The organism is Pseudomonas syringae group sp. J248-6, from assembly GCF_032586995.1.
GTDB lineage: Bacteria > Pseudomonadota > Gammaproteobacteria > Pseudomonadales > Pseudomonadaceae > Aquipseudomonas > Aquipseudomonas amygdali.
On record NZ_JAWHOP010000032.1, the window covers coordinates 1 to 21,935 of the forward strand.

Sequence of the window (21,935 nt, forward strand, 5' to 3'; positions counted from 1 at the left end):
ACCCATTTGAACACCCCCATGAGGTCGGATTGGTGTCCAACTTCTTGGGGGCAGTTCACTGGAGCGTGAGGAACGAGAGGTGTCTGGACTGGAGCGTGAGCAACGATAGGTGGCGGGGCCGGACCACCCTCTGCGTCAGCCCCTCGCCCCAAGCCTTACCCGCGTCGGGCGTTCTTCATCGAGATCTGGTCATTCAGGGTCCAGAAGTCATACAGAATCCCCAAGAGAAACAACCCGCCCGTGCACAGGTAGATAATGCCGGTGATCCACTTGCCCTGGTACATGCGGTGTACGCCAAACAGGCCGAGGAAGGTCAGCAGGATCCACGCCAGGCTGTAATCGGTGGAACCCGAGGTAAAGCGCAGGTCGGCTTCGCGGTCCATCGACGGGATCAGAAACAGGTCGATCAGCCAGCCGATACCAAACAGACCGAAGGTGAAGAACCAGAGGGTCCCGGTGACCGGCTTGCCGTAGTAAAAGCGATGCGCACCCAGGAACCCGAAAATCCACATCAGGTAGCCCATGACCTTGCTGTGCGTGTCCGAACGATAGGCGTTCATTTTTACCCTCTTTGCGCTGATAGAAAAAAATACATAACAAATTTGTGACTTGGTTTCCCTCTTCCGACGTATGGCACATGAGGCGGTTTTATGCCGCCAAGCCCTTGTCGTCAAAGGGATTAGCAAGAAAAAAGAAAGAGTCTGTCGCATAAAACGCAACGATACCAGTGTGATGCGCTCGACAAATGGGGTCAGATTTTCCGAAAAAGCTGTTATAAAGTTGCGCGCTGACCACTACGAGCCCTGCCGAATGCGTCCTTTTTTCAAGACATGGCTAACCATTTGCCTTTTTATGCCACTGGCCGCCCACGCCACCAATCGTGAGCAACAACTTCCTGCGAGCTTCACGGGCTACACCGCCAAAAGTCACTCTTCACCGGCACTCGCGACTCGCAATGCACCCCAGGAAGCCACACCAGTATCCGTTCACCCCAAAAATGCCCGCGCTTCCAAGCCGGTTTCACGCAAGAACGCCAGCAAGGCCACCTTGCAGGCGTCGGCTGCTGTCCCTGCCAAGCAGGGCAATGCCGTCGTGAAACGCGCCTTGCAGGCTGTCGGTACGCCTTACCGCTGGGGTGGCACCACACCCGGCAAGGGTCTGGACTGCAGCGGACTGGTCAAATATGCCTACACGGATGTGCGTGAGGTCGACCTGCCACGCACCTCCAATGCCATGGCCCAGGGTCATGGACAGACGGTGGATCGCAAGGATCTGAAACCGGGTGACTTGCTGTTCTTCAACATCAAGAGCCGCAACATCAACCACGTCGCCATTTACCTGGGTGACAACAAGTTCGTGCATGCGCCGCGTCGTGGCAAGGCCGTAACTGTCGATACGCTGAACAAGCCGTACTGGAACAGTCACTACAAGATTGCCAAGCGCGTTCTGCCAAAACAGCCCGGCCAGATGCGCGTGGTTCAGCGCTGATCCTGGCGTGAATCTGCGGTCCGCAAGCCGCATCTGAAAAAAGGGGTCTTGAACGCGTTCAAGACCCCTTTTTCGTTCCTGCAGCATCCCTGCGATCAGAAGTTATCTGGCACCTTGGCCCGCTCACGAGCGCTTTCGCGGGTGATCAGGCCTTTCTTCACCAGATCAGCCAGGCACATATCCAGCGTCTGCATACCCAACGAACCGCCGGTCTGGATCGACGAATACATCTGCGCCACCTTGTCCTCGCGAATCAGGTTACGGATCGCGGGCGTGCCCATCATGATTTCATGCGCGGCCACCCGTCCGCCGCCGACCTTCTTGAGCAGCGCCTGTGAAACCACTGCGTGCAGCGATTCGGAGAGCATCGAGCGAATCATCGACTTTTCCTGAGCCGGGAACACGTCCACAATCCGGTCAATGGTCTTGGCTGCTGACGTGGTGTGCAGCGTGCCGAATACCAGGTGGCCGGTTTCAGCCGCAGTCAGCGCCAGGCGGATGGTCTCCAGGTCGCGCATCTCACCGACCAGAATCACATCCGGGTCTTCGCGCAGGGCCGAGCGCAGTGCTTCCGAGAAGCCCAGCGTGTCGCGATGAACTTCGCGCTGGTTGACCAGGCACTTCTTCGATTCATGAACGAATTCGATCGGGTCCTCAATGGTCAGGATGTGGTGATGCTTATTGCAATTGAGGTAGTCGATCATCGCCGCCAGCGTCGTCGACTTGCCTGAGCCGGTCGGTCCGGTGACCAGAATCAGGCCGCGCGCCACATCCGTAATCTTCCGAAACACACTGCCCATCCCCAAGTCTTCCATGCTCAGGATTTTCGAGGGAATGGTACGAAACACCGCGCCTGCGCCGCGATTCTGGTTGAATGCGTTGACCCGAAAACGCGCAACGCCCGGCACTTCAAAGGAAAAGTCGGTTTCCAGACGCTCCTCGAAATCCTGCCGTTGCTTGTCGTTCATGATGTCGTAGATCAGCGCCTTGACCTCCTTGGCGTCCAGCGGGGGCAGGTTGATACGCCGCACATCGCCGTCGACGCGGATCATCGGTGGCAGACCTGCAGAGAGGTGCAAATCCGACGCGCCCTGTTTGGCACTGAAGGCCAGCAGCTCGGTAATATCCATACAGCTCCTCAATCACATAGAATGCCGCAGACTTTAGCCCTGCTGGCGCAAATCAATGTCCACGATAGCAGCGAACATTTCAACGCTCGAACAACGAATTCGCGACGCAGCCCTCGCCGCCAACCGCGAACCGGCGTCCGTCGGCCTGCTGGCGGTGAGCAAAACCAAGCCCGCCGGCGACTTGCGTGAAGCTTACACCGCAGGCTTGCGCAACTTTGGCGAAAATTATTTACAGGAAGCACTGGGCAAACAGCTCGAACTGAGCGACCTGCCCTTGTGCTGGCACTTCATCGGCCCCATTCAATCGAACAAGACACGCGCTATCGCCGAGAACTTCGCCTGGGTACATTCCGTGGACCGCCTGAAAATCGCCCAACGCCTGTCCGAGCAACGCCCCGAGGCGCTTGAGCCACTGAACATCTGCATTCAGGTGAACGTCAGTGGCGAAGCCAGCAAGTCGGGCTGCACGCCTCAGGACCTGCCGGAGCTGGCCGCCGCCATCATCGCCCTGCCGCGACTGAAGCTGCGCGGCCTCATGGCGATCCCCGAGCCCACAGACGACCCTGCGGCTCAGCATGCCTCGTTCGCCGCTGTGCGCACGTTGCAGGAGCAATTGAACCTGGCGCTCGACACACTTTCCATGGGCATGAGCCACGACCTGGAAGCCGCCATTGCACAAGGCGCAACCTGGGTGCGTATCGGCACAGCTCTCTTTGGCGCCCGCGACTATGGCCAGCCATAACCTTCCCCATAAGGACCCCTTCATGAGCAAGACTCGTATTGCCTTCGTCGGTGCCGGAAACATGGCTGCCAGCCTGATCGGCGGCCTGCGCGCCCAAGGCGTGGACGCGGCACTGATCTGTGCCAGCGCGCCGGGTGCCGAAACCCGCGAACGCATCGCCAACGATCATGGCATCCAGGTATTTGCCAACAACGCCGAGGCGATCAAGGGCGCAGATGTCGTGGTGCTGGCGGTCAAGCCGCAGATGATGAAAAACGTCTGCCAGGCGTTGAAGTCCAGCCTTGAAGCCAATCAGCTGATTGTGTCGGTTGCGGCCGGCATTACCTGCGCTAGCCTGACTCAATGGCTTGGCGATCAGCCGGTGGTGCGCTGCATGCCCAATACCCCGTCGCTGCTGCGTCAGGGGGCCAGCGGGCTGTATGCCACCGACAAGGTCACTGCCGAACAACGCGGGCAGGCCGAGCAACTGCTGTCTGCCGTCGGTGTAGCGGTCTGGGTCGAGCAGGAAAAACACATGGACGCTGTAACAGCGGTGTCTGGCAGTGGCCCTGCGTACTTCTTTTTGATGATGGAAGCGATGACCGCGGCAGGTGTAAAACTGGGCCTGCCGGAAGACATCGCGAAAAAGCTGACTCTGCAAACCGCACTGGGCTCGGCACTGATCGCGACCGGCAGTGATGTGGGTGCGGGCGAGCTGCGTCGTCGTGTCGCCTCGCCGGGCGGGACCACCGAGGCGGCCATCAAGGCATTTCAGGCAGGCGGCTTCGAAGCACTGGTGGAAACGGCACTGACTGCCGCAGATCATCGTGCAGCCGAGCTGGCTGAGCAACTGGGCAAATAATTTTCGGGTTTTCTGGAGCAGATCGATGATCGGATTGAACACCGCTGCAATTTACGTCCTGCAAACGCTTGGCAGTCTTTACCTGCTGATCGTGCTGTTGCGCTTTGTGCTGCAACTGGTGCGGGCCAATTTCTACAACCCGCTGTGCCAGTTCATCGTGCGCGCCACCCAGCCGCTGCTCAAACCGCTGCGGCGCATCATCCCCAGCCTGGGCGGGCTGGACATGTCTTCGCTGGTACTGGCGATCATCGTGCAGATGGTGCTGATGGCCTTGACCCTGCTGCTGATGTTCGGCACCACGGGCGATCCGCTGCACCTGCTGCTCTGGTCGATCATCGGCGTCACCGCACTGTTTCTGAAGATATTCTTCTTTGCCCTGATCATCAGCGTGATTCTGTCGTGGGTCGCACCGGGTAGCAGCAACCCTGGCGCAGAACTGGTCAACCAGATCTGTGAGCCCGCCCTGGCACCGTTCCGCAAGATCGTCCCGAACCTGGGCGGGCTGGATATCTCGCCGATCCTGGCGTTTCTGGTGCTCAAGTTGCTGGACATGCTGGTCATCAACAACCTCGCCGCCATGAGCAACATGCCGGATGTGCTGCGGTTGCTGATGTAAGCAATCTTGTTCCACGCTGGAGCGTGAGGAACGATAACCTCAACTATCGTGCGACGCTCCGCGTCGCATGCCGTTCTGGACGCTCTGCGTCCTGTCCCGAGGTGCAGCTGATTTGTGCCTCACAACATCGCTTATTGCCGCTGCACCCCGCGGTCTTTAGACTTACGCCTCATTTATGCGAGAGCAGGGTCGATGCCCACGGTATTCCCTCACGATTCTGTCGGACTGGTCACACCACAGACGGCGCACTTCAGCGAGCCTCTGGCGCTGGCGTGCGGTCGTTCGTTGCCGGCCTATGACCTGATTTACGAAACTTACGGTCAGCTCAACGCCGCACGCAGTAATGCCGTGCTGATCTGCCACGCGCTGTCCGGGCATCACCATGCCGCAGGCTTCCACAGCGCCGATGACCGCAAACCGGGCTGGTGGGATAGCTGTATCGGTCCCGGCAAGCCTATCGACACCAACAAGTTCTTCGTCGTCAGCCTTAACAATCTGGGCGGCTGCAATGGCTCCACCGGGCCGAGCAGCATTGACCCGGACACCGGCAAGCCGTTCGGTGCCAATTTCCCGGTGGTGACCGTAGAAGACTGGGTCAACAGCCAGGCCCGGCTGGCGGATCTGCTGGGTATCGACACCTGGGCTGCGGTGATTGGCGGCAGTCTGGGTGGCATGCAGGCGCTACAATGGACCATCAGCTACCCGGATCGCGTGCGCCATTGCCTGGCGATCGCCTCTGCCCCCAAGCTGTCGGCACAGAACATCGCGTTCAACGAGGTGGCGCGTCAGGCCATTCTCACCGACCCGGAATTCCACGGTGGCTCGTTCCAGGAGCGCGGTGTGATCCCCAAACGCGGCCTGATGCTGGCGCGGATGGTCGGGCACATCACCTACCTGTCGGATGACTCGATGGGCGAGAAATTCGGCCGTGGTCTGAAGAGCGAAAAACTCAACTACGACTTCCACAGCGTCGAGTTTCAGGTCGAGAGCTACCTGCGTTATCAGGGTGAAGAATTTTCGGGGCGTTTCGACGCCAATACCTACCTGTTGATGACCAAAGCGCTGGACTACTTCGACCCTGCCGCCAACTTCAACGACGATCTGGCCAAGACCTTCGCCAATGCCACCGCCAAATTCTGCGTGATGTCGTTTACTACCGACTGGCGCTTCTCGCCGGCCCGCTCGCGGGAACTGGTTGACGCACTGATGGCCGCGCGCAAGGACGTCTGCTATCTGGAAATCGACGCACCTCAAGGCCACGACGCCTTTCTGATCCCGATTCCGCGCTACTTGCAGGCTTTCGGTAATTACATGAACCGAATTTCGTTGTGAGGACGTCATGAGAGCCGATCTGGAAATCATCCAGGAGTGGATTCCCGCAGGCAGCCGCGTGCTCGACCTGGGTTGTGGCGACGGCGAATTGCTGACCTGGCTGCGTGACCACAAGCAGGTCACCGGCTACGGGCTGGAAAACGACGCTGCCAACATTGCCGAGTGTGTCGCCAAGGGCATCAACGTCATCGAGCAGGACCTCGACAAGGGGCTGGGCAACTTTGCCAGCAACAGCTTCGACGTCGTGGTCATGACCCAGGCCCTGCAAGCGGTGCATTACCCGGACCGAATCCTCGACGAGATGCTGCGCGTCGGGCGTCAGTGCATCATCACCTTTCCGAACTTCGGTCACTGGCGCTGCCGCTGGTACCTGGCGAGCAAGGGCCGCATGCCGGTGTCCGAATTCCTGCCGTATACCTGGTACAACACGCCGAACATTCACTTCTGCACCTTCGGCGACTTCGAAGAACTGTGTCGTGAACGCGATGCAAAGGTGCTCGACAGGCTGGCCGTCGATCAACAGCATCGTCACGGCTGGGCCAGCAAACTCTGGCCCAACCTGCTGGGTGAAATCGGCATCTACCGGGTCACCAGCCCAGGGCTGACGGACCACAAGATTGCCGTTTAACCGACCGTTTTCAAGCACCACGACAGGCCAACCATGAACCTCACACAACTCGTACTGGCCAGCCACAATGGCGGCAAACTCAAGGAACTCCAGGCCATGCTCGGCGGCAGCGTAACGCTGCGCTCGGTCAGCGAGTTCAGTCTGGTGGAGCCGGAAGAAACCGGCCTGTCCTTCGTCGAGAATGCAATCCTCAAGGCACGTAACGCCGCGCGCCTGTCCGGCCTGCCTGCGCTGGCCGACGACTCGGGGTTGGCGGTGGATTTCCTCGGCGGTGCGCCGGGTATCTATTCCGCACGCTATGCCGAGGGCAAGGGCGATGCCGCCAACAACGCCAAGCTGCTGGAGGCGCTCAAAGACGTGCCGGACGAGCAGCGTGGCGCACAATTTGTCTGCGTATTGGCGCTGGTACGCCACGCCGACGACCCACTGCCGATCCTCTGTGAAGGGCTGTGGCATGGGCGCATCCTGCACGCTGCCAGCGGTGAACACGGCTTCGGCTATGACCCGCTGTTCTGGGTGCCGGAGCGCAATTGCTCGAGTGCCGAACTCGGCCCGAGCGAGAAAAACCAGCTCAGCCATCGCGCCCGCGCCATGGTCCTGTTGCGGCAACGCCTGGGTCTGCAATGACCCACGATTCGCCTGCGCAGCCGCTGTTTCTCGGCGAGAGCGGTTTCTCGTCAGAGAGCCCACGCCCTGCGCTGCCGCACCTGCCACCGCTGTCGCTGTACATCCATATTCCGTGGTGCGTGCGCAAATGCCCGTACTGCGACTTTAACTCGCACACCGCAAGCCCCGTACTGCCGGAACAGGAATACGTCGACGCCCTGCTCGCCGACCTGGACCTTGACCTGCCGCACGTCTACGGCCGCGAGCTGCAATCGATCTTCTTTGGTGGCGGTACGCCGAGCCTGTTCAGCGCAGACGCACTGGGCCGCCTGCTCAAGGGCGTGGAACAACGCATCCGCTTTGCCAGCGACATCGAAATTACCCTGGAAGCCAACCCCGGCACCTTCGAACAGGTCAAATTCAGCGCCTATCGCGGTCTGGGCATCAATCGACTGTCGATCGGCATTCAGAGCTTTCAGGAATCCAAACTCAAGGCGCTGGGCCGCATCCACAATGGCGACGAAGCGATTCGTGCCGCCGACATGGCGCGTCAGGCCGGTTTCGACAACTTCAACCTGGACCTGATGCACGGTCTGCCAGACCAGTCCCAGGACGAAGCGCTGGCCGATCTGCGCCAGGCCATCGCCCTCGCCCCGACGCACCTGTCCTGGTATCAACTGACCCTGGAACCCAATACGGTGTTCTGGAATCAGCCACCGGTGCTGCCCGAAGACGACATTCTTTGGGACATTCAGGAAACCGGACAGCAGTTGCTGGCCACTCATGGTTACGCGCAGTACGAAGTGTCGGCTTATGCGCAGCCCGGAAAACCGGCCAGGCATAACCTCAACTATTGGGCGTTCGGAGATTTCATCGGTATCGGCGCAGGCGCACATGGCAAGTTGAGCCATCCGGACGGACGCATCATGCGCACCTGGAAGACCCGGCTGCCCAAGGATTACCTGAACCCGGACAAGCCTTTTCAGGCCGGGGCAAAGCTGTTGCCGCTGGACGAATTGCCGTTTGAATTTTTGATGAATGCATTGCGACTGACAAATGGTGTGGACGCTGCGTTATTTCGCGAAAGAACCGGTCTAAGCCTCGATTCGCTCGCCGAGGCACGTCGACAGGCAGAACAAAAGGGTCTGCTGCACCAGGACCCGACACGCCTGATCGCCACGCCGCAAGGCCAGCTGTTCCTCAACGACCTGCTGCAATACTTTCTGATCTAAGGACCCTGCATGGATTTCGTACTCGATCTGCTCGCCACCGTTTCGCGCTGGAGTCGCAGCAATCTTTCAGAAATCGCACTCGCGCTGGTGGGCTGCCTGCTGGTGCTGTTCGGCTCGGACATCAAAGGCTGGCTGGAACAGCGAATCAGCGGCATTACCGGTGCCCTGCGCATCCCGCTGATCGCCCTGCTCTGCGCAGTCGGCAGCGGCGCGGCGCTGATCTACGCCACGCCGTGGGTAGTGCGCGGCCTCAGCCAGTTCAACAACTACAGCCTGGCGCCGGTGCTGCTGGTGGTGCTGGTGCTGATCGGGGTGATTGCGGACAGGAAGTGAGCGCTCCCTTTCACTGCCCACAGTGTGAAACCAGCTGTAAACAAAAGCCCGGCATCTCTGCCGGGCTTTTTAGTGTTGCCAATGCAGATCAAGGCACCAGTTTGTCCAGCAACGCCTTGTCACGCACCGCGCCCTTGTCAGCGCTGGTCGCCAACAGGGCGTAGGCCTTGAGGGCGGTGGTCACTTTGCGTGGACGCGATTCCACCGGTTTCCAGCCTTTCTTGTCCTGTTCGGTACGGCGCTCGGCCATTTCCGCATCGTCGATCAACAGGTTGATCGAGCGATTGGGGATGTCGATCAGTACCTTGTCACCGTCGCGCACCAGACCGATTGCACCGCCTGCCGCCGCTTCCGGTGAAGCGTGACCGATGGACAGGCCGGACGTACCGCCCGAGAAGCGGCCGTCGGTGAGCAACGCGCAATCCTTGCCCAGCCCTTTGGACTTCAGGTACGACGTCGGGTAAAGCATTTCCTGCATGCCCGGACCGCCTTTCGGGCCTTCGTAACGGATGATGACGATGTCGCCCGCTTTGACTTCGTCAGCGAGAATCCCGCGCACCGCGCTGTCCTGGCTTTCGAAGATCTTCGCGTTGCCTTCGAAGACGTGGATCGACTCGTCGACGCCAGCGGTTTTCACCACACAGCCGTCCAGCGCGATGTTGCCGTACAGCACGGCCAGGCCACCTTCTTGCGAATAGGCATGCTCGACACTGCGGATGCAGCCGTTTTCACGGTCGTCATCGAGGCTTTCCCAGCGGGTCGACTGGCTGAACGCGGTCTGCGTCGGGATGCCCGCCGGGCCTGCCTTGAAGAAGGTGTGCACGGCCTCGTCGTCAGTCTGGGTGATGTCCCATTTGGCGATGCCTTCAGCCAGGGTCTTGCTGTGTACGGTCGGCAGGTCGGTGTGCAGCAGGCCGCCACGAGCCAGCTCGCCGAGGATGCTGAAGATCCCGCCCGCGCGGTGCACGTCTTCCATGTGGTACTTCTGGATGTTCGGCGCAACCTTGCACAGCTGCGGCACCTTGCGCGACAGGCGGTCGATGTGGCGCAGGTCGAAGTCGATCTCGGCTTCCTGAGCAGCGGCCAGCAAGTGCAGGATGGTGTTGGTCGAACCGCCCATGGCGATGTCCAGCGTCATGGCGTTCTCGAACGCCTTGAAGTTGGCGATGTTGCGCGGCAACACCGAGTCATCGTTTTCCTTGTAGTACTGACGGCACAGGTCAACGATGGTGCGGCCGGCCTGCAGGAACAGTTGCTCGCGGTCGCTGTGGGTGGCGAGTGCGGAACCGTTGCCCGGCAGGGCCAGACCCAGTGCTTCGGTCAGGCAGTTCATCGAGTTGGCGGTGAACATGCCGGAACACGACCCGCAGGTCGGACAGGCGCTGCGCTCGTACTCGGCGACTTTTTCGTCACTGGCTGTCGAGTCGGCGGCGATGACCATCGCATCGACCAGATCCAGGCCATGGCTGGCCAGTTTGGTCTTGCCCGCTTCCATTGGCCCACCGGAGACGAAGATCACCGGAATGTTCAGGCGCAACGACGCCATCAGCATGCCCGGGGTGATCTTGTCGCAGTTGGAAATGCACACGATGGCGTCGGCGCAATGCGCATTGACCATGTACTCGACCGAGTCGGCAATGATCTCGCGGCTCGGCAGCGAATAGAGCATGCCGTCGTGGCCCATGGCGATGCCATCGTCGACCGCAATGGTGTTGAATTCCTTGGCCACGCCACCGGCGCGCTCGACTTCACGCGCGACCAGCTGGCCCATGTCCTTGAGGTGGACGTGGCCGGGTACGAACTGGGTGAAGGAGTTGGCGATGGCAATGATCGGTTTCTTGAAGTCTTCGTCCTTCATGCCCGTGGCGCGCCACAGGGCACGGGCGCCGGCCATGTTGCGGCCGTGGGTGGACGTTTTCGAGCGGTAATCAGGCATTGAAACACTCCGGCAAAAATAAGGCTGATCAGGAAGGGAGTGAGCTTCTATTGACGTCGCGAACGAGCGGCAGTGACCGCAGGCAGCGAAGAAACCGAACACCACGGGATCACCGTGTATTCGGCCTGAGCTCATAAACCCGCCGGGGATGACTGGCGATGAATAGCGCCGATTCTACACCGCCGGGTGGTTTGATGGGGTCCGAATATCGCCATCGGTGCCGCGCTGCAAATCCCGATGGACAAAATGCTATCAGGGCATTTATCTTCCTCGGCAGGCCGCCTCATGTGGCCACGTCGCTCGGACGGTTCCGGGCGCTTACGTTTGCGAGATACTCATGGCTGACCAAGGTTCGCCGCGCCGCTTTGCGCGCATCGATCGACTCCCCCCTTATGTGTTCAACATCACCGCCGAGCTGAAAATGGCTGCTCGTCGTCGTGGTGAGGACATTATCGACCTGAGCATGGGCAACCCCGACGGGCCCACACCGCCGCACATTGTCGAAAAACTGATCACCGTCGCCCAGCGCGAAGACACCCACGGCTACTCCACCTCGCGCGGCATTCCACGCCTGCGTCGGGCCATTTCCAACTGGTACAAGAAGCGCTACGAGGTCGACATCGACCCTGAAAGCGAAGCGATCGTGACCATTGGTTCCAAGGAAGGCCTGGCCCACCTGATGCTCGCCACGCTGGATCAGGGCGACACGGTGCTGGTGCCCAACCCCAGTTACCCGATTCACATCTACGGTGCCGTGATTGCCGGCGCCCAGGTGCGATCAGTGCCGCTGGTGCCAGGCGTGGACTTCTTCGACGAACTGGAAAAAGCCATTCGCGGCTCGATTCCCAAGCCGAAGATGATGATTCTGGGCTTCCCGTCCAACCCGACGGCGCAATGCGTGGAGCTGGATTTCTTCGAGCGCGTGGTGGCGCTGGCCAAGCAGTATGACGTGCTGGTGGTTCACGATCTGGCGTACGCCGATATTGTCTACGATGGCTGGAAAGCCCCGTCGATCATGCAGGTGCCGGGTGCCAAGGACATTGCCGTCGAGTTCTTCACCCTGTCCAAAAGCTACAACATGGCGGGCTGGCGGATTGGCTTCATGGTCGGCAACCCGGAGCTGGTGAACGCTCTTGCGCGGATCAAGAGTTACCACGACTACGGCACCTTCACGCCACTGCAGGTGGCGGCGATTGCCGCGCTGGAAGGCGATCAGCAGTGCGTGCTCGACATTGCCGAGCAGTATCGCCAGCGCCGCAACGTACTGGTCAAAGGCCTGCACGAGCTGGGCTGGATGGTCGAAAACCCCAAGGCGTCGATGTACGTCTGGGCGAAGATTCCACAGGCTTATGCGCACCTGGGCTCGCTGGAGTTCGCCAAGAAGCTGCTGGCCGAAGCCAAGGTGTGTGTCTCGCCGGGCATCGGTTTCGGTGAGTACGGCGACGATCATGTGCGCTTCGCCCTGATCGAGAACCAGGACCGCATCCGCCAGGCCGTGCGCGGCATCCGCAGCATGTTCAGGGCCGACGACAAGCTCAAGTCCTGAGTTCGCCTTTTACGCCATGCCTGCTGACCGAATGCGCTCGGCAGGCATGCGCATCGCCACCGATTACGCCCCGCCCTGACTGACCGACAGTCGCCTCGGCAATTTTTACTTACTGCAAATGGCCGCGGACCGGTATGATCGCGCGCCCCGATACACCCGGAATTCTGAAATAAAATGAAACCCACCTTGATCGCCGCCGCAGAACTCGATCGCATCGACACCTGGGCCAAATACTCCAGCCACATGTGCGGGGGCTGCGTATCCAGTTGCTGCACGTTGCCGGTAGAAGTGAAGATCAAGGACCTGATCCGCATAGGCATCGTCGATGAGTTCGAACGCGGCGATCCGGCGAAGAACATCGCCAAACGTCTGCAGAAAGAAGGCATCGTTGAGCGTTACAACCAGAAGTCGGAAATCTTCACGTTGCAGCGCATGAGCAACAACGACTGCCTGTATCTGGACCGTAAAAGCCGCCTGTGCACCATCTATGACAAGCGCCCGGACACCTGCCGCAACCACCCGAAAATCGGGCCGCGCCCAGGTTATTGCGCGTACAAGCCCAAAGAAGTCGTGCGTCAGGAAAGCGGTTCTTTGAGAAACGCCACCAGCGCGCCAGTGCCGAAGTTCTGACCCCTTGAAGGGCTGCGCAACGCGCAGAATATCGGCTCACATCAATCAAGCCCCGGTCAGGGGCTTTTTTGTGGGCGATGGAAAAAGCCTATCGATGTTAATTTTTGTGAAAAATAAAAATACTTCACATTATTTACTCATTGATTCACTATCCGATTCACAGATCAGAACAATAACGCTCGAATGCCAGCGACACAGGCATCGGCACTGACTTTGAGGATTACTGCATGACCAGCAAAAACGTTGGCGTTATCGGCCTGGGTGCGATGGGTCTGGGCATTGCCCGTTCACTGCTGCGTAGCGGCTTCACTGTGCATGCCTGCGATGTGCGCAGCAGCGTGACCGAAGCGTTTGCTCAGGAAGGCGGCGTTGCCTGCCAATCCCCGGCCAGCATGGCCGCTGCCTGCGATGTGATCATTACCGTCGTGGTCAATGCCGAGCAGACCGAAACCGTTCTGTTTGGTGAAAACGGCGCGGTCGCGGCGCTGCGTCCGGGCAGTCTGGTCATCGGTTGCGCCACCGTTGCGCCGACCTTCGCCGTCGAACTTGGCGAGCGTCTGGCCGCACAGAACCTGCTGTACCTCGACGCACCGATCTCCGGCGGCGCCGCCAAGGCTGCCGCTGGCCAGATGACCATGATGACTTCCGGCCCGGCCGAGTCTTACGCCAAGGCCGAAGCCATCCTCAATGGCATGGCCGGCAAGGTATACCGCCTGGGCGACGTCCACGGGCTGGGCTCGAAAGTCAAAATCATCAACCAGTTGCTGGCCGGCGTACACATTGCAGCCAGCGCCGAAGCCATGGCCCTCGGTCTGCGTGAAGGTGTCGATGCTGACGCGCTGTACGAAGTGATCACCAACAGTGCCGGTAACTCGTGGATGTTCGAGAACCGCGTGCCGCACATCCTCAACGCCGATTACACGCCGCTGTCGGCTGTGGATATCTTCGTCAAGGACCTCGGCCTGGTGCTGGATACCGCGCGCAGCAGCAAATTCCCGCTGCCGCTGTCGGCCACCGCACACCAGATGTTCATGCAGGCCTCCAGCGCCGGTTTCGGCCGCGAGGATGACTCGGCAGTGATCAAGATTTTCCCGGGCATCGAATTGCCGAAAGCCAAGCCAGAAAAAGCCTGAGGAGCGACTGATGAGCCTGAACAACGCTCGCCCGCTGCTGGGCTGCATTGCCGATGACTTCACCGGCGCCACCGACCTTGCCAACATGCTGGTGCGCGGCGGCATGCGCACCGTGCAGAGCATCGGCATCCCCAGCGCAGAAATGGCTGCCGGTCTGGACGCCGACGCGATTGTCATCGCCCTGAAATCGCGCACCACGCCAAGCGCCGACGCGGTGGCTGAATCCCTCGCCGCGCTGGAATGGCTGCGCGAGCGCGGTTGCGAGCAGATCTTCTTCAAATATTGCTCGACCTTCGATTCGACCGCCGCTGGCAATATCGGTCAGGTGAGTGAAGCACTGCTGAAACAACTGGACAGCGACTTCACCCTGGCCTGCCCGGCCTTCCCGGAAAACGGCCGCACGATTTTCCGCGGCCACCTGTTCGTACAGGACCAGTTGCTCAGCGAATCGGGCATGCAGAACCACCCACTGACGCCGATGACCGATGCCAATCTGGTGCGCGTGCTGCAAGCGCAGACCACCGGCAAAGTCGGCTTGCTGCGCTATGACACAGTCGCCAACGGTGTGGATAGCGTGCGCAGCAAGATTGCCGAACTGCGCGCCGAGGGCGTGAGCATGGCGATTGCCGACGCCCTGTCGGACGCGGACCTGTACACACTGGGCGCAGCCTGCGCTGACCTGCCACTGCTGACCGGCGGCTCGGGGCTGGCATTGGGCTTGCCGGGCAATTTCCGCAAAGCGGGCAAGCTGCGTGACATTGATGCAGCCAAACAGATCGCTATCAGCGGCGGCGAAGTGGTGTTGGCGGGCAGCGCTTCGGTTGCCACCAATGGCCAGGTCGCGGCCTGGCTGGAAGACAATCGCCCTGCGCTGCGCATAAACCCGCTGGATCTGGCCGCAGGCAAGCCGGTGGTCGAGCAGGCGCTGGCATTTGCCAGAGACGCCGGGCAAACCGTGTTGATCTACGCCACCAGCACTCCGGATGAAGTCAAAGCCGTGCAGAAAGAGCTGGGTGTTGAACGCTCCGGTGCCATGGTCGAAGCCGCGTTGGGCGAGATCGCCAAGGGGCTGCTGAACGCTGGTGTGCGCCGTTTTGTAGTCGCCGGTGGCGAAACCTCCGGTGCGGTGGTTCAGGCGCTGGGCGTGCAACTGTTGCAGATCGGCGCACAGATCGACCCGGGCGTTCCGGCCACGGTGAGCAGCGGCGCACAACCGCTGGCACTGGCGCTCAAGTCCGGTAATTTCGGCGCTCGCGACTTCTTCGCCAAAGCCCTCAAGCAACTGGCGGGGGCAGCCTGATGATTGATGAAAACGCCCTGCGTCAGGAAATCTGCGACGTCGGCAGGCTGTTGTATGGCCGCGGCTACACGGTGGGCAGCGCGGGCAATATCAGCGCGCGGCTCGACGATGGCTGGCTGATCACCCCGACCGACGCCTGCCTGGGCCGCATGGACCCGGCGGATATCGCCAAGGTCAATCTGGCCGGTGAATGGGTATCGGGTAGCAAGCCGTCCAAGACCCTGGCCCTGCACCGCGAAGTCTACGACCGCAACCCGCAGGTCGGCGGCGTGGTGCATACGCACTCGACGCATCTGGTCGCCCTGACCCTGGCCGGAGTGTGGCAGGAGGACGACATTCTGCCGCCGCTGACGCCGTATCAGGTCATGAAGGTCGGGCATATCCCCTTGATCCCTTACGAACGTCCCGGCTCACCGAAAGTCGCCGAGCGCGTGGCGGAACTGGCCAACAGTGTGCGCGGCGTGATGCTCGAGCGGCTCGGCCCGGTGGTCTGGGAAAGCTCGGTGGCCAAGGCCTGCTACGCCCTGGAAGAGCTGGAAGAAACAGCGCGTCTGTGGCTGATGAGCAACCCCAAACCTGCACCGCTGGACCCGGCGGCGCTTGAAGAGCTGCGTCAGGTGTTCGGCGCCAGGTGGTAACGAGCACACGGTGATCGGGGAGCGCATTGCGCCTCCCGGTCGAAAAACAATAACAACAGGAATCGAGAGCATGACTCACCCCTACCCCGCTGTTTCGTTGTCAGTCTTTACCACCATCGACCGGAGTGCACGGGCATGACGCCGCTCATGTTGATGGTCGTGGCCGGTGCGGGCATCGCACTGCTGTTGTTTCTGGTGCTCAAGTACAAATTCCAGCCCTTCGTCGCCCTGATGCTGGTCAGCATTATCGTGGCGCTGGTCGCCGGTGTTAAACCGGCCGATCTGGTTGCCACCATCGAAGGCGGCATGGGCAAGACCCTCGGCCATATCGCGATCATCATCGCCCTGGGCGCGATGATCGGGCGCATCATCGAGCTGTCCGGCGGGGCCGAAGCACTGGCCAAAACCCTGATCAACCGCTTCGGCAACAAGCGCACGCCTCTGGCGCTGACCATTGCGGGTTTCATGGTCGGTATTCCGGTGTTCTTCGAGGTCGGCGTGATCATCCTCATGCCGCTGGCTTACGGTGTGGCGCGTGCGGCACGCAAGCCGCTGCTGATTTTCGCGCTGCCGATGTGCGCCGCCTTGCTCGCCGTGCATGCGTTTCTGCCGCCACACCCTGGCGCGGTCGCCGCTGCCAGTCAGTTGGGCGCGGACCTTGGACGGGTGCTGATGCTGGGCATTCCGATCGTTGCCGTGCTGTGCATGATCGGTTATTTCGTCGCAGGGCGCATGACCCGCAAGACCTACCCGATGACCGACGATATCCGCGCCGAAGTCTACGGCCCGCACGTTACCAACGAAGACCTGGAAGCTTGGGCCCGCAACGATTATTCCGCTGTGCGTGAGGCCACTGAAACCAGAACCCTGGGCGCAGAAGAGACCGCCAGCAGCCTGGCGAGCAAGCTGCCGCCTGCGCCCGCACCGGGTTTCGGACTGATCATCGCGCTGATTCTATTGCCGATCGTGCTGATTCTGATGGGCACACTGGCCACCACCATGCTGCCAGCCACGTCCACGCTGCGCGCAGTGCTGACCGTACTGGGTGCCCCCTTGGTTGCGCTGCTGATCGATACCCTGCTGTGCGCATGGCTGCTGGGCTCGCGTCGTGGCTGGAGCCGCACTCAGGTGTCCGACGTGATCGGTTCGGCCTTGCCCGGTGTGGCGATGGTTATTCTGATTGCCGGTGCCGGTGGCGTGTTCGGCAAGGTGCTGGTCGATACCGGCATTGGTGCCGTGGTCTCCGAGGCGCTGCGCAACACCGGTCTGCCGGTACTCGCGCTGGGCTTCCTGCTGACCCTGCTGCTGCGCGCTGTTCAGGGCTCGACCACCGTTGCACTGGTGACCACTGCAGGCATTCTCAGCCCGCTGATCGCCACGCTGGACCTGAGCGCCAACCACCTGGCCCTGCTGTGTCTGGCCATGGGCGGCGGCGGTCTGGCCATGTCGCACATCAACGATGCCGGTTACTGGATGTTCACCAAGCTGGCGGGCCTCAACGTCGCCGACGGCTTGCGCACCTGGACCGTACTGGTCACGCTGCTCGGCACACTGGGCTTCGTGATCACCCTGCTGCTTTGGCCATTCGTCTGACCCTTTAAAGACTGGAGTTAACATGCCTCGTTTTGCCGCCAACCTCAGCATGCTGTACCCGCAGCATGACTTTCTTGAGCGCTTCGCCGCAGCCGCTGCCGATGGTTTCGGCGCGGTCGAGTACCTGTTCCCCTACGCCTACAGCACTCAGGAACTCAAGCAGCGCCTGAGCGACAACGGTCTGGTGCAGGCGCTGTTCAACGCCCCGCCAGGCAACTGGGAAGCAGGCGAGCGAGGCATTGCCACGCTGCCGGGCCGTGAAGCAGAGTTTCGCAGCGGTATCGAGCGGGCTCTGGAGTACGCACAGGTGCTGGGCAATGACCGAGTGCATGTCATGGCTGGCTTGCTGGCCGATGAAAGCTTGCGTGAGCGTCATCAGGCGGTCTATCTGGAAAACCTCGCGTTCGCGGCTGAGCAAGCCAAGGGCGCAGGCGTCACGATTCTGATCGAGCCGATCAACACCCGCGACATGCCGGGCTTCTTCCTCAATCGTCAGGATCAGGCACAGGACATCTGCAGACTGGTGGGTGCCGACAACCTGAAGGTGCAGTTCGACTGCTACCACTGCCAGATCGTCGAAGGTGACCTGACCAGCAAGCTGCGTCGCGACTTTGCAGGCATTGGTCATATTCAGATCGCCGGGGTACCGGATCGTAACGAGCCGAACCTGGGCGAGCTGAATTACGAACACCTGTTCAACGTGATCGACGAGTTGGGCTACAGCGGCTGGATCGGCTGCGAATACCGCCCTAAAGGCGACACCAGCGTGGGTCTGGCGTGGTTGCGCGAGCTACAAGCCAAGGGCTGAAACACGCGGGATAGACGACGCGGAGCGTCGTGAACGGCATTCCCACGCGGAGCGTGAGGAACGATCATTCTGTAACTGTCGTGCCCGGGAAAACACTATCGTGCGACGCTCCGCGTCGCATGCCGTTCTGGACGCTCCGCGTCCGATCTTGAAGAGGTATCAGTCCTCTACGTCGAACTGGTCCTTTATATAGCGGATTTCAGTCCGGCCGTGCGGCGCTGGCTGGCCGTCTTCATCGAGGTTGACGAAGACGATCTTGTCGACAGTCAAAATGCTTTTGCGGGTGATCTTGTTGCGCACCTGGCATTTGAGGGTGATCGAGGTGCGGCCGAATTCCGTGGCGGTGATGCCCAGCTCGATGATGTCGCCCTGACGCGAGGCGCTGACAAAGTTGATTTCCGAGATGTACTTGGTAACCACGCGCTGGTTACCCAACTGGACAATCGCGTAGATCGCCGCTTCTTCATCGATCCAGCGCAGCAGGCTACCGCCGAACAATGTGCCGTTGGGGTTGAGGTCTTCGGGCTTGACCCACTTGCGGGTGTGGAAATTCATGTTCACTCCTGAGCGTCTGGCCGGTAGAGATGCGCATGATGGCAGAGCCGGCGGCCCACGCCCATGCCTGCGTCATAGCAACTGTGCATCGACCCGATTACAGGCAGATGGCAATTGCATGGCCTTTAAACCGACAGAAAGCCTTGGGAAGAATCGCGAGCGCAGCTATACTGCCCAACGTTTCAAAACGGTCATCCACGCTTGATACCGTTCCCGCCACCTGTCCGAGGGGCGCTGCAGCAGGTTTTCCCTGTCAGGCTCGGATGGGGCGTTGTTTGCCAGGACGATCCTCGACCGGCAAACCTTAAACGCACAACGGCGCCCATTCGCATTTTTATGGAATGGAGACTCTCAATGAGTGCTGTAATCACGCCCGCAGAATTTAATGACTACAAGGTTGCCGACATTTCCCTGGCCGCCTGGGGTCGTCGCGAAACCATCATTGCCGAATCCGAAATGCCTGCCCTGATGGGTCTGCGTCGCAAATACGCTGGTGATCAGCCGCTGAAAGGCGCGAAGATTCTGGGCTGCATCCACATGACCATTCAGACCGCCGTGCTGATCGAAACCCTGGTTGCCTTGGGTGCCGAAGTTCGCTGGTCGTCGTGCAACATTTTCTCCACTCAGGACCAGGCTGCTGCGGCCATCGCTGCTGCCGGTATTCCTGTGTTCGCCTGGAAAGGCGAAACCGAAGAAGAATACGAGTGGTGCATCGAGCAGACCATCCTCAAGGATGGCCAGCCATGGGACGCCAACATGATTCTCGACGACGGCGGCGACCTGACCGAGATCATCCACAAGAAATACCCGGCGATGCTGGACAAGATCCACGGCGTCACCGAAGAAACCACCACTGGCGTTCACCGCCTGCTGGACATGCTGGCCAAGGGCGAGCTGAAAATCCCGGCCATCAACGTCAACGACTCGGTGACCAAGAGCAAGAACGACAACAAGTACGGCTGCCGTCACAGCCTGAACGACGCCATCAAGCGCGGCACCGACCACTTGCTGTCCGGCAAGCAGGCACTGGTGATCGGCTACGGTGACGTGGGCAAGGGCTCGGCTCAGTCGCTGCGTCAGGAAGGCATGATCGTCAAAGTGACCGAAGTCGACCCGATCTGCGCCATGCAGGCCTGCATGGACGGTTTCGAACTGGTCTCGCCGTTCATCGACGGCGAAAACGACGGCACCGAAGCAAGCATCGACAAGGCTCTGTTGGGCAAGATCGACCTGATCGTGACCACCACCGGTAACGTCAACGTTTGTGATTCGAACATGCTCAAAGCGCTGAAAAAACGCGCTGTGGTGTGCAACATCGGTCACTTCGACAACGAAATCGACACCGCTTTCATGCGCAAGAACTGGGCATGGGAAGAAGTGAAGCCACAGGTTCACAAGATCCATCGCACCGGCCCTGGCGCGTTCGACGCCCAGAACGATGACTACCTGATCCTGCTGGCCGAAGGCCGTCTGGTCAACTTGGGTAACGCCACTGGCCACCCAAGCCGCATCATGGACGGCTCGTTCGCCAATCAGGTGCTGGCGCAGATCTTCCTCTTCGAGCAGAAGTACGCTGACCTGGCTCCCGCCAAAAAGGCCGAGCGTCTGACCGTTGAAGTACTGCCCAAGAAGCTTGACGAAGAAGTGGCCCTGGAAATGGTCCGCGGCTTCGGCGGCGTTGTGACCAAGCTGACCAAGACTCAGGCCGATTACATCGGCGTGACCGTCGAAGGTCCGTTCAAGCCGCACGCGTATCGCTACTGATTGAGCAGGCTCGGCCCGCTTCTTACGCAGAAGCGGATCGAGCGTGATCAGCCATCACCGGCAGCACTCGCTGCCCCGGTGATGCTCAGTATCTGAAGGCCGTTCCGGCCTTTTCGCGAACAAGTTCGCTCCTACGACGAGATCGGCTCCATGTCTCAAGAACGCCGCTTCAGCTTCGAGTTCTTTCCTACCAAGACCGACGCTGGACATGAAAAGCTGCTGACCGTTGCTCGTCAGCTCGCTACGTACAACCCCGATTTTTTCTCCTGCACCTATGGTGCCGGTGGCTCGACCCGCGACCGCACGCTCAATACCGTGCTGCAGTTGGAAAACGAGATCAAAGTCCCTGCTGCACCGCATTTGTCCTGCGTGGGCGACAGCAAGGACGACCTGCGCAACCTGTTGGCGCAGTACAAGGATGCGGGCATCAAACGCATCGTGGCACTGCGCGGCGACCTGCCTTCCGGCATGGGCATGGCCAGCGGTGAGCTGCGTCACGCCAATGACCTGGTGAGCTTCATTCGCCAGGAAAGCGGCAGCCACTTCCACATCGAAGTCGCCGCCTACCCGGAAATGCACCCTCAGGCGCGTAATTTCGAGGATGACCTGAAGCACTTCGTCAACAAGGCCAACGCCGGCGCCGACAGCGCGATCACGCAGTACTTCTTCAACGCCGACAGCTATTTCAACTTCGTCGAGCGCGTTGAAAAGATGGGCGTCAGCATTCCGATCGTGCCGGGCATCATGCCGATCACCAACTACAGCAAGCTGGCGCGTTTCTCGGATGCCTGCGGTGCGGAAATCCCGCGCTGGATCCGCAAACAGCTGGAAGCCTATGGCGATGACGTGCAAAGCATTCAGGCGTTTGGCGAAGAAGTCATCACGCAGATGTGTGAACGACTGCTGCAAGGCGGCGCCCCTGGCCTGCACTTCTACACCCTGAACCAGGCAGAACCGAGCCTGGCGGTGTGGAATAACCTGCAATTGCCACGCTGATACCGCTGTAAAGCCGCGATCTGTCGGGCTATTCTCGGGAGATCGCGGCTTGATACACCGTTGGGCAGCAGGAAAGCGGCGTATTGCG

General features: G+C 60.4%; 22 protein-coding genes and 1 riboswitch. Of the genes, 18 read left to right on the forward strand and 4 right to left on the reverse strand.

The window, feature by feature from the left end:
- Nucleotides 1–155 precede the first annotated feature (155 nt).
- A complete protein-coding gene (locus RYC17_RS25240) occupies nucleotides 156–560 on the reverse strand; it encodes a TM2 domain-containing protein (protein ID WP_316904698.1) in 405 nt (134 codons plus the stop codon).
- A gap of 250 nt (nucleotides 561–810) precedes the next feature.
- Here RYC17_RS25240 and RYC17_RS25245 point away from each other — a divergent pair, with 250 nt between their 5' ends.
- The gene (locus RYC17_RS25245) at nucleotides 811–1,488 is read left to right on the forward strand and encodes a C40 family peptidase (RefSeq protein ID WP_002551729.1); all 678 of its coding nucleotides are present in this window, start codon (nucleotides 811–813) and stop codon (nucleotides 1,486–1,488) included.
- 95 nt (nucleotides 1,489–1,583) lie between these two features.
- Here the strand turns inward: RYC17_RS25245 and RYC17_RS25250 are convergent, their stop codons facing one another.
- A complete protein-coding gene (locus RYC17_RS25250) occupies nucleotides 1,584–2,618 on the reverse strand; it encodes a type IV pilus twitching motility protein PilT (protein ID WP_002551728.1) in 1,035 nt (344 codons plus the stop codon).
- Between the two features lie 55 nt (nucleotides 2,619–2,673).
- On the opposite strand from RYC17_RS25250, the gene RYC17_RS25255 reads away from it, so the two are divergent.
- From RYC17_RS25255 to RYC17_RS25290, 8 genes are all read left to right on the forward strand, one after another.
- Entirely contained in the window at nucleotides 2,674–3,360 is a 687-nt protein-coding gene (locus RYC17_RS25255) for a YggS family pyridoxal phosphate-dependent enzyme (RefSeq protein ID WP_002551727.1), read from the forward strand.
- A 22-nt stretch (nucleotides 3,361–3,382) separates the two neighbouring features.
- Nucleotides 3,383–4,201, forward strand: a complete 819-nt coding sequence (proC, locus tag RYC17_RS25260) for a pyrroline-5-carboxylate reductase (protein WP_316904699.1) — start codon at nucleotides 3,383–3,385, stop codon at nucleotides 4,199–4,201.
- A 25-nt stretch (nucleotides 4,202–4,226) separates the two neighbouring features.
- Entirely contained in the window at nucleotides 4,227–4,817 is a 591-nt protein-coding gene (locus tag RYC17_RS25265) for a YggT family protein (protein ID WP_002551725.1), read from the forward strand.
- A 192-nt stretch (nucleotides 4,818–5,009) separates the two neighbouring features.
- Entirely contained in the window at nucleotides 5,010–6,149 is a 1,140-nt protein-coding gene (locus RYC17_RS25270; RefSeq protein ID WP_003432070.1) for a homoserine O-succinyltransferase MetX, read from the forward strand.
- Nucleotides 6,150–6,156: 7 nt separating this feature from the next.
- Nucleotides 6,157–6,777: a methionine biosynthesis protein MetW gene (gene metW, locus RYC17_RS25275; protein WP_004666458.1), complete on the forward strand. Its 621-nt coding sequence runs from the start codon at nucleotides 6,157–6,159 to the stop codon at nucleotides 6,775–6,777.
- 33 nt (nucleotides 6,778–6,810) lie between these two features.
- Entirely contained in the window at nucleotides 6,811–7,404 is a 594-nt protein-coding gene (rdgB, locus tag RYC17_RS25280; protein ID WP_058399845.1) for an RdgB/HAM1 family non-canonical purine NTP pyrophosphatase, read from the forward strand.
- The gene (hemW, locus tag RYC17_RS25285) at nucleotides 7,401–8,615 is read left to right on the forward strand and encodes a radical SAM family heme chaperone HemW (RefSeq protein WP_122259468.1); all 1,215 of its coding nucleotides are present in this window, start codon (nucleotides 7,401–7,403) and stop codon (nucleotides 8,613–8,615) included. The genes rdgB and hemW overlap by 4 nt, the downstream gene beginning before the upstream one ends.
- Nucleotides 8,616–8,624: 9 nt before the next feature.
- Nucleotides 8,625–8,948 carry a DUF3392 domain-containing protein gene (locus RYC17_RS25290; protein WP_002551720.1) on the forward strand — a complete coding sequence of 108 codons (324 nt, stop codon included), beginning with the start codon at nucleotides 8,625–8,627 and terminating at the stop codon, nucleotides 8,946–8,948.
- An 88-nt stretch (nucleotides 8,949–9,036) separates the two neighbouring features.
- On the opposite strand, the gene ilvD is transcribed toward RYC17_RS25290, so the two are convergent.
- Entirely contained in the window at nucleotides 9,037–10,884 is a 1,848-nt protein-coding gene (gene ilvD, locus RYC17_RS25295; RefSeq protein ID WP_031595017.1) for a dihydroxy-acid dehydratase, read from the reverse strand.
- A 337-nt stretch (nucleotides 10,885–11,221) separates the two neighbouring features.
- Here ilvD and alaC point away from each other — a divergent pair, with 337 nt between their 5' ends.
- From alaC to otnI, 7 genes are all read left to right on the forward strand, one after another.
- Nucleotides 11,222–12,430 carry an alanine transaminase gene (gene alaC / locus RYC17_RS25300; protein ID WP_316904700.1) on the forward strand — a complete coding sequence of 403 codons (1,209 nt, stop codon included), beginning with the start codon at nucleotides 11,222–11,224 and terminating at the stop codon, nucleotides 12,428–12,430.
- 174 nt (nucleotides 12,431–12,604) lie between these two features.
- Nucleotides 12,605–13,060: a YkgJ family cysteine cluster protein gene (locus RYC17_RS25305; protein WP_003422458.1), complete on the forward strand. Its 456-nt coding sequence runs from the start codon at nucleotides 12,605–12,607 to the stop codon at nucleotides 13,058–13,060.
- A 227-nt stretch (nucleotides 13,061–13,287) separates the two neighbouring features.
- Entirely contained in the window at nucleotides 13,288–14,193 is a 906-nt protein-coding gene (ltnD, locus tag RYC17_RS25310) for an L-threonate dehydrogenase (RefSeq protein ID WP_005778759.1), read from the forward strand.
- Between the two features lie 10 nt (nucleotides 14,194–14,203).
- Nucleotides 14,204–15,493 carry a 3-oxo-tetronate kinase gene (gene otnK, locus RYC17_RS25315; protein WP_058399841.1) on the forward strand — a complete coding sequence of 430 codons (1,290 nt, stop codon included), beginning with the start codon at nucleotides 14,204–14,206 and terminating at the stop codon, nucleotides 15,491–15,493.
- The gene (locus RYC17_RS25320) at nucleotides 15,493–16,131 is read left to right on the forward strand and encodes an aldolase (RefSeq protein WP_003392253.1); all 639 of its coding nucleotides are present in this window, start codon (nucleotides 15,493–15,495) and stop codon (nucleotides 16,129–16,131) included. Before otnK ends, RYC17_RS25320 begins: the two co-directional genes overlap by 1 nt.
- Before the next feature lie 135 nt (nucleotides 16,132–16,266).
- The gene (locus RYC17_RS25325; protein ID WP_058407738.1) at nucleotides 16,267–17,724 is read left to right on the forward strand and encodes an SLC13 family permease; all 1,458 of its coding nucleotides are present in this window, start codon (nucleotides 16,267–16,269) and stop codon (nucleotides 17,722–17,724) included.
- A 22-nt stretch (nucleotides 17,725–17,746) separates the two neighbouring features.
- Nucleotides 17,747–18,532: a 2-oxo-tetronate isomerase gene (gene otnI / locus RYC17_RS25330; RefSeq protein WP_316904701.1), complete on the forward strand. Its 786-nt coding sequence runs from the start codon at nucleotides 17,747–17,749 to the stop codon at nucleotides 18,530–18,532.
- Between the two features lie 159 nt (nucleotides 18,533–18,691).
- On the opposite strand, the gene RYC17_RS25335 is transcribed toward otnI, so the two are convergent.
- Entirely contained in the window at nucleotides 18,692–19,087 is a 396-nt protein-coding gene (locus tag RYC17_RS25335) for an acyl-CoA thioesterase (protein WP_004409331.1), read from the reverse strand.
- A gap of 220 nt (nucleotides 19,088–19,307) precedes the next feature.
- Nucleotides 19,308–19,418, forward strand: a riboswitch (S-adenosyl-L-homocysteine riboswitch).
- A 23-nt stretch (nucleotides 19,419–19,441) separates the two neighbouring features.
- On the opposite strand from RYC17_RS25335, the gene ahcY reads away from it, so the two are divergent.
- The gene (ahcY, locus tag RYC17_RS25340; protein ID WP_058407740.1) at nucleotides 19,442–20,851 is read left to right on the forward strand and encodes an adenosylhomocysteinase; all 1,410 of its coding nucleotides are present in this window, start codon (nucleotides 19,442–19,444) and stop codon (nucleotides 20,849–20,851) included.
- Nucleotides 20,852–21,001: 150 nt separating this feature from the next.
- A complete protein-coding gene (metF, locus tag RYC17_RS25345; protein ID WP_003346344.1) occupies nucleotides 21,002–21,847 on the forward strand; it encodes a methylenetetrahydrofolate reductase [NAD(P)H] in 846 nt (281 codons plus the stop codon).
- The last annotated feature ends 88 nt before the right edge of the window (nucleotides 21,848–21,935 follow it).

What these genes read in the sequence shown, in the direction of transcription:
- otnI (WP_316904701.1), top strand. Translation starts at nt 17,747, where the DNA reads ATGCCTCGTTTTGCCGCCAACCTCAGCATGCTGTACCCGCAGCATGAC.
- RYC17_RS25265 (WP_002551725.1), top strand. Translation starts at nt 4,227, where the DNA reads ATGATCGGATTGAACACCGCTGCAATTTACGTCCTGCAAACGCTTGGC.
- ahcY (WP_058407740.1), top strand. Translation starts at nt 19,442, where the DNA reads ATGAGTGCTGTAATCACGCCCGCAGAATTTAATGACTACAAGGTTGCC.
- otnK (WP_058399841.1), top strand. Translation starts at nt 14,204, where the DNA reads ATGAGCCTGAACAACGCTCGCCCGCTGCTGGGCTGCATTGCCGATGAC.
- metW (WP_004666458.1), top strand. Translation starts at nt 6,157, where the DNA reads ATGAGAGCCGATCTGGAAATCATCCAGGAGTGGATTCCCGCAGGCAGC.
- ltnD (WP_005778759.1), top strand. Translation starts at nt 13,288, where the DNA reads ATGACCAGCAAAAACGTTGGCGTTATCGGCCTGGGTGCGATGGGTCTG.
- RYC17_RS25240 (WP_316904698.1), bottom strand. Translation starts at nt 560, where the DNA reads ATGAACGCCTATCGTTCGGACACGCACAGCAAGGTCATGGGCTACCTG.
- RYC17_RS25325 (WP_058407738.1), top strand. Translation starts at nt 16,267, where the DNA reads ATGACGCCGCTCATGTTGATGGTCGTGGCCGGTGCGGGCATCGCACTG.
- RYC17_RS25250 (WP_002551728.1), bottom strand. Translation starts at nt 2,618, where the DNA reads ATGGATATTACCGAGCTGCTGGCCTTCAGTGCCAAACAGGGCGCGTCG.
- metF (WP_003346344.1), top strand. Translation starts at nt 21,002, where the DNA reads ATGTCTCAAGAACGCCGCTTCAGCTTCGAGTTCTTTCCTACCAAGACC.
- rdgB (WP_058399845.1), top strand. Translation starts at nt 6,811, where the DNA reads ATGAACCTCACACAACTCGTACTGGCCAGCCACAATGGCGGCAAACTC.
- RYC17_RS25245 (WP_002551729.1), top strand. Translation starts at nt 811, where the DNA reads ATGCGTCCTTTTTTCAAGACATGGCTAACCATTTGCCTTTTTATGCCA.
- RYC17_RS25320 (WP_003392253.1), top strand. Translation starts at nt 15,493, where the DNA reads ATGATTGATGAAAACGCCCTGCGTCAGGAAATCTGCGACGTCGGCAGG.
- proC (WP_316904699.1), top strand. Translation starts at nt 3,383, where the DNA reads ATGAGCAAGACTCGTATTGCCTTCGTCGGTGCCGGAAACATGGCTGCC.
- ilvD (WP_031595017.1), bottom strand. Translation starts at nt 10,884, where the DNA reads ATGCCTGATTACCGCTCGAAAACGTCCACCCACGGCCGCAACATGGCC.
- RYC17_RS25290 (WP_002551720.1), top strand. Translation starts at nt 8,625, where the DNA reads ATGGATTTCGTACTCGATCTGCTCGCCACCGTTTCGCGCTGGAGTCGC.
- RYC17_RS25305 (WP_003422458.1), top strand. Translation starts at nt 12,605, where the DNA reads ATGAAACCCACCTTGATCGCCGCCGCAGAACTCGATCGCATCGACACC.
- alaC (WP_316904700.1), top strand. Translation starts at nt 11,222, where the DNA reads ATGGCTGACCAAGGTTCGCCGCGCCGCTTTGCGCGCATCGATCGACTC.
- RYC17_RS25270 (WP_003432070.1), top strand. Translation starts at nt 5,010, where the DNA reads ATGCCCACGGTATTCCCTCACGATTCTGTCGGACTGGTCACACCACAG.
- RYC17_RS25335 (WP_004409331.1), bottom strand. Translation starts at nt 19,087, where the DNA reads ATGAATTTCCACACCCGCAAGTGGGTCAAGCCCGAAGACCTCAACCCC.
- hemW (WP_122259468.1), top strand. Translation starts at nt 7,401, where the DNA reads ATGACCCACGATTCGCCTGCGCAGCCGCTGTTTCTCGGCGAGAGCGGT.
- RYC17_RS25255 (WP_002551727.1), top strand. Translation starts at nt 2,674, where the DNA reads ATGTCCACGATAGCAGCGAACATTTCAACGCTCGAACAACGAATTCGC.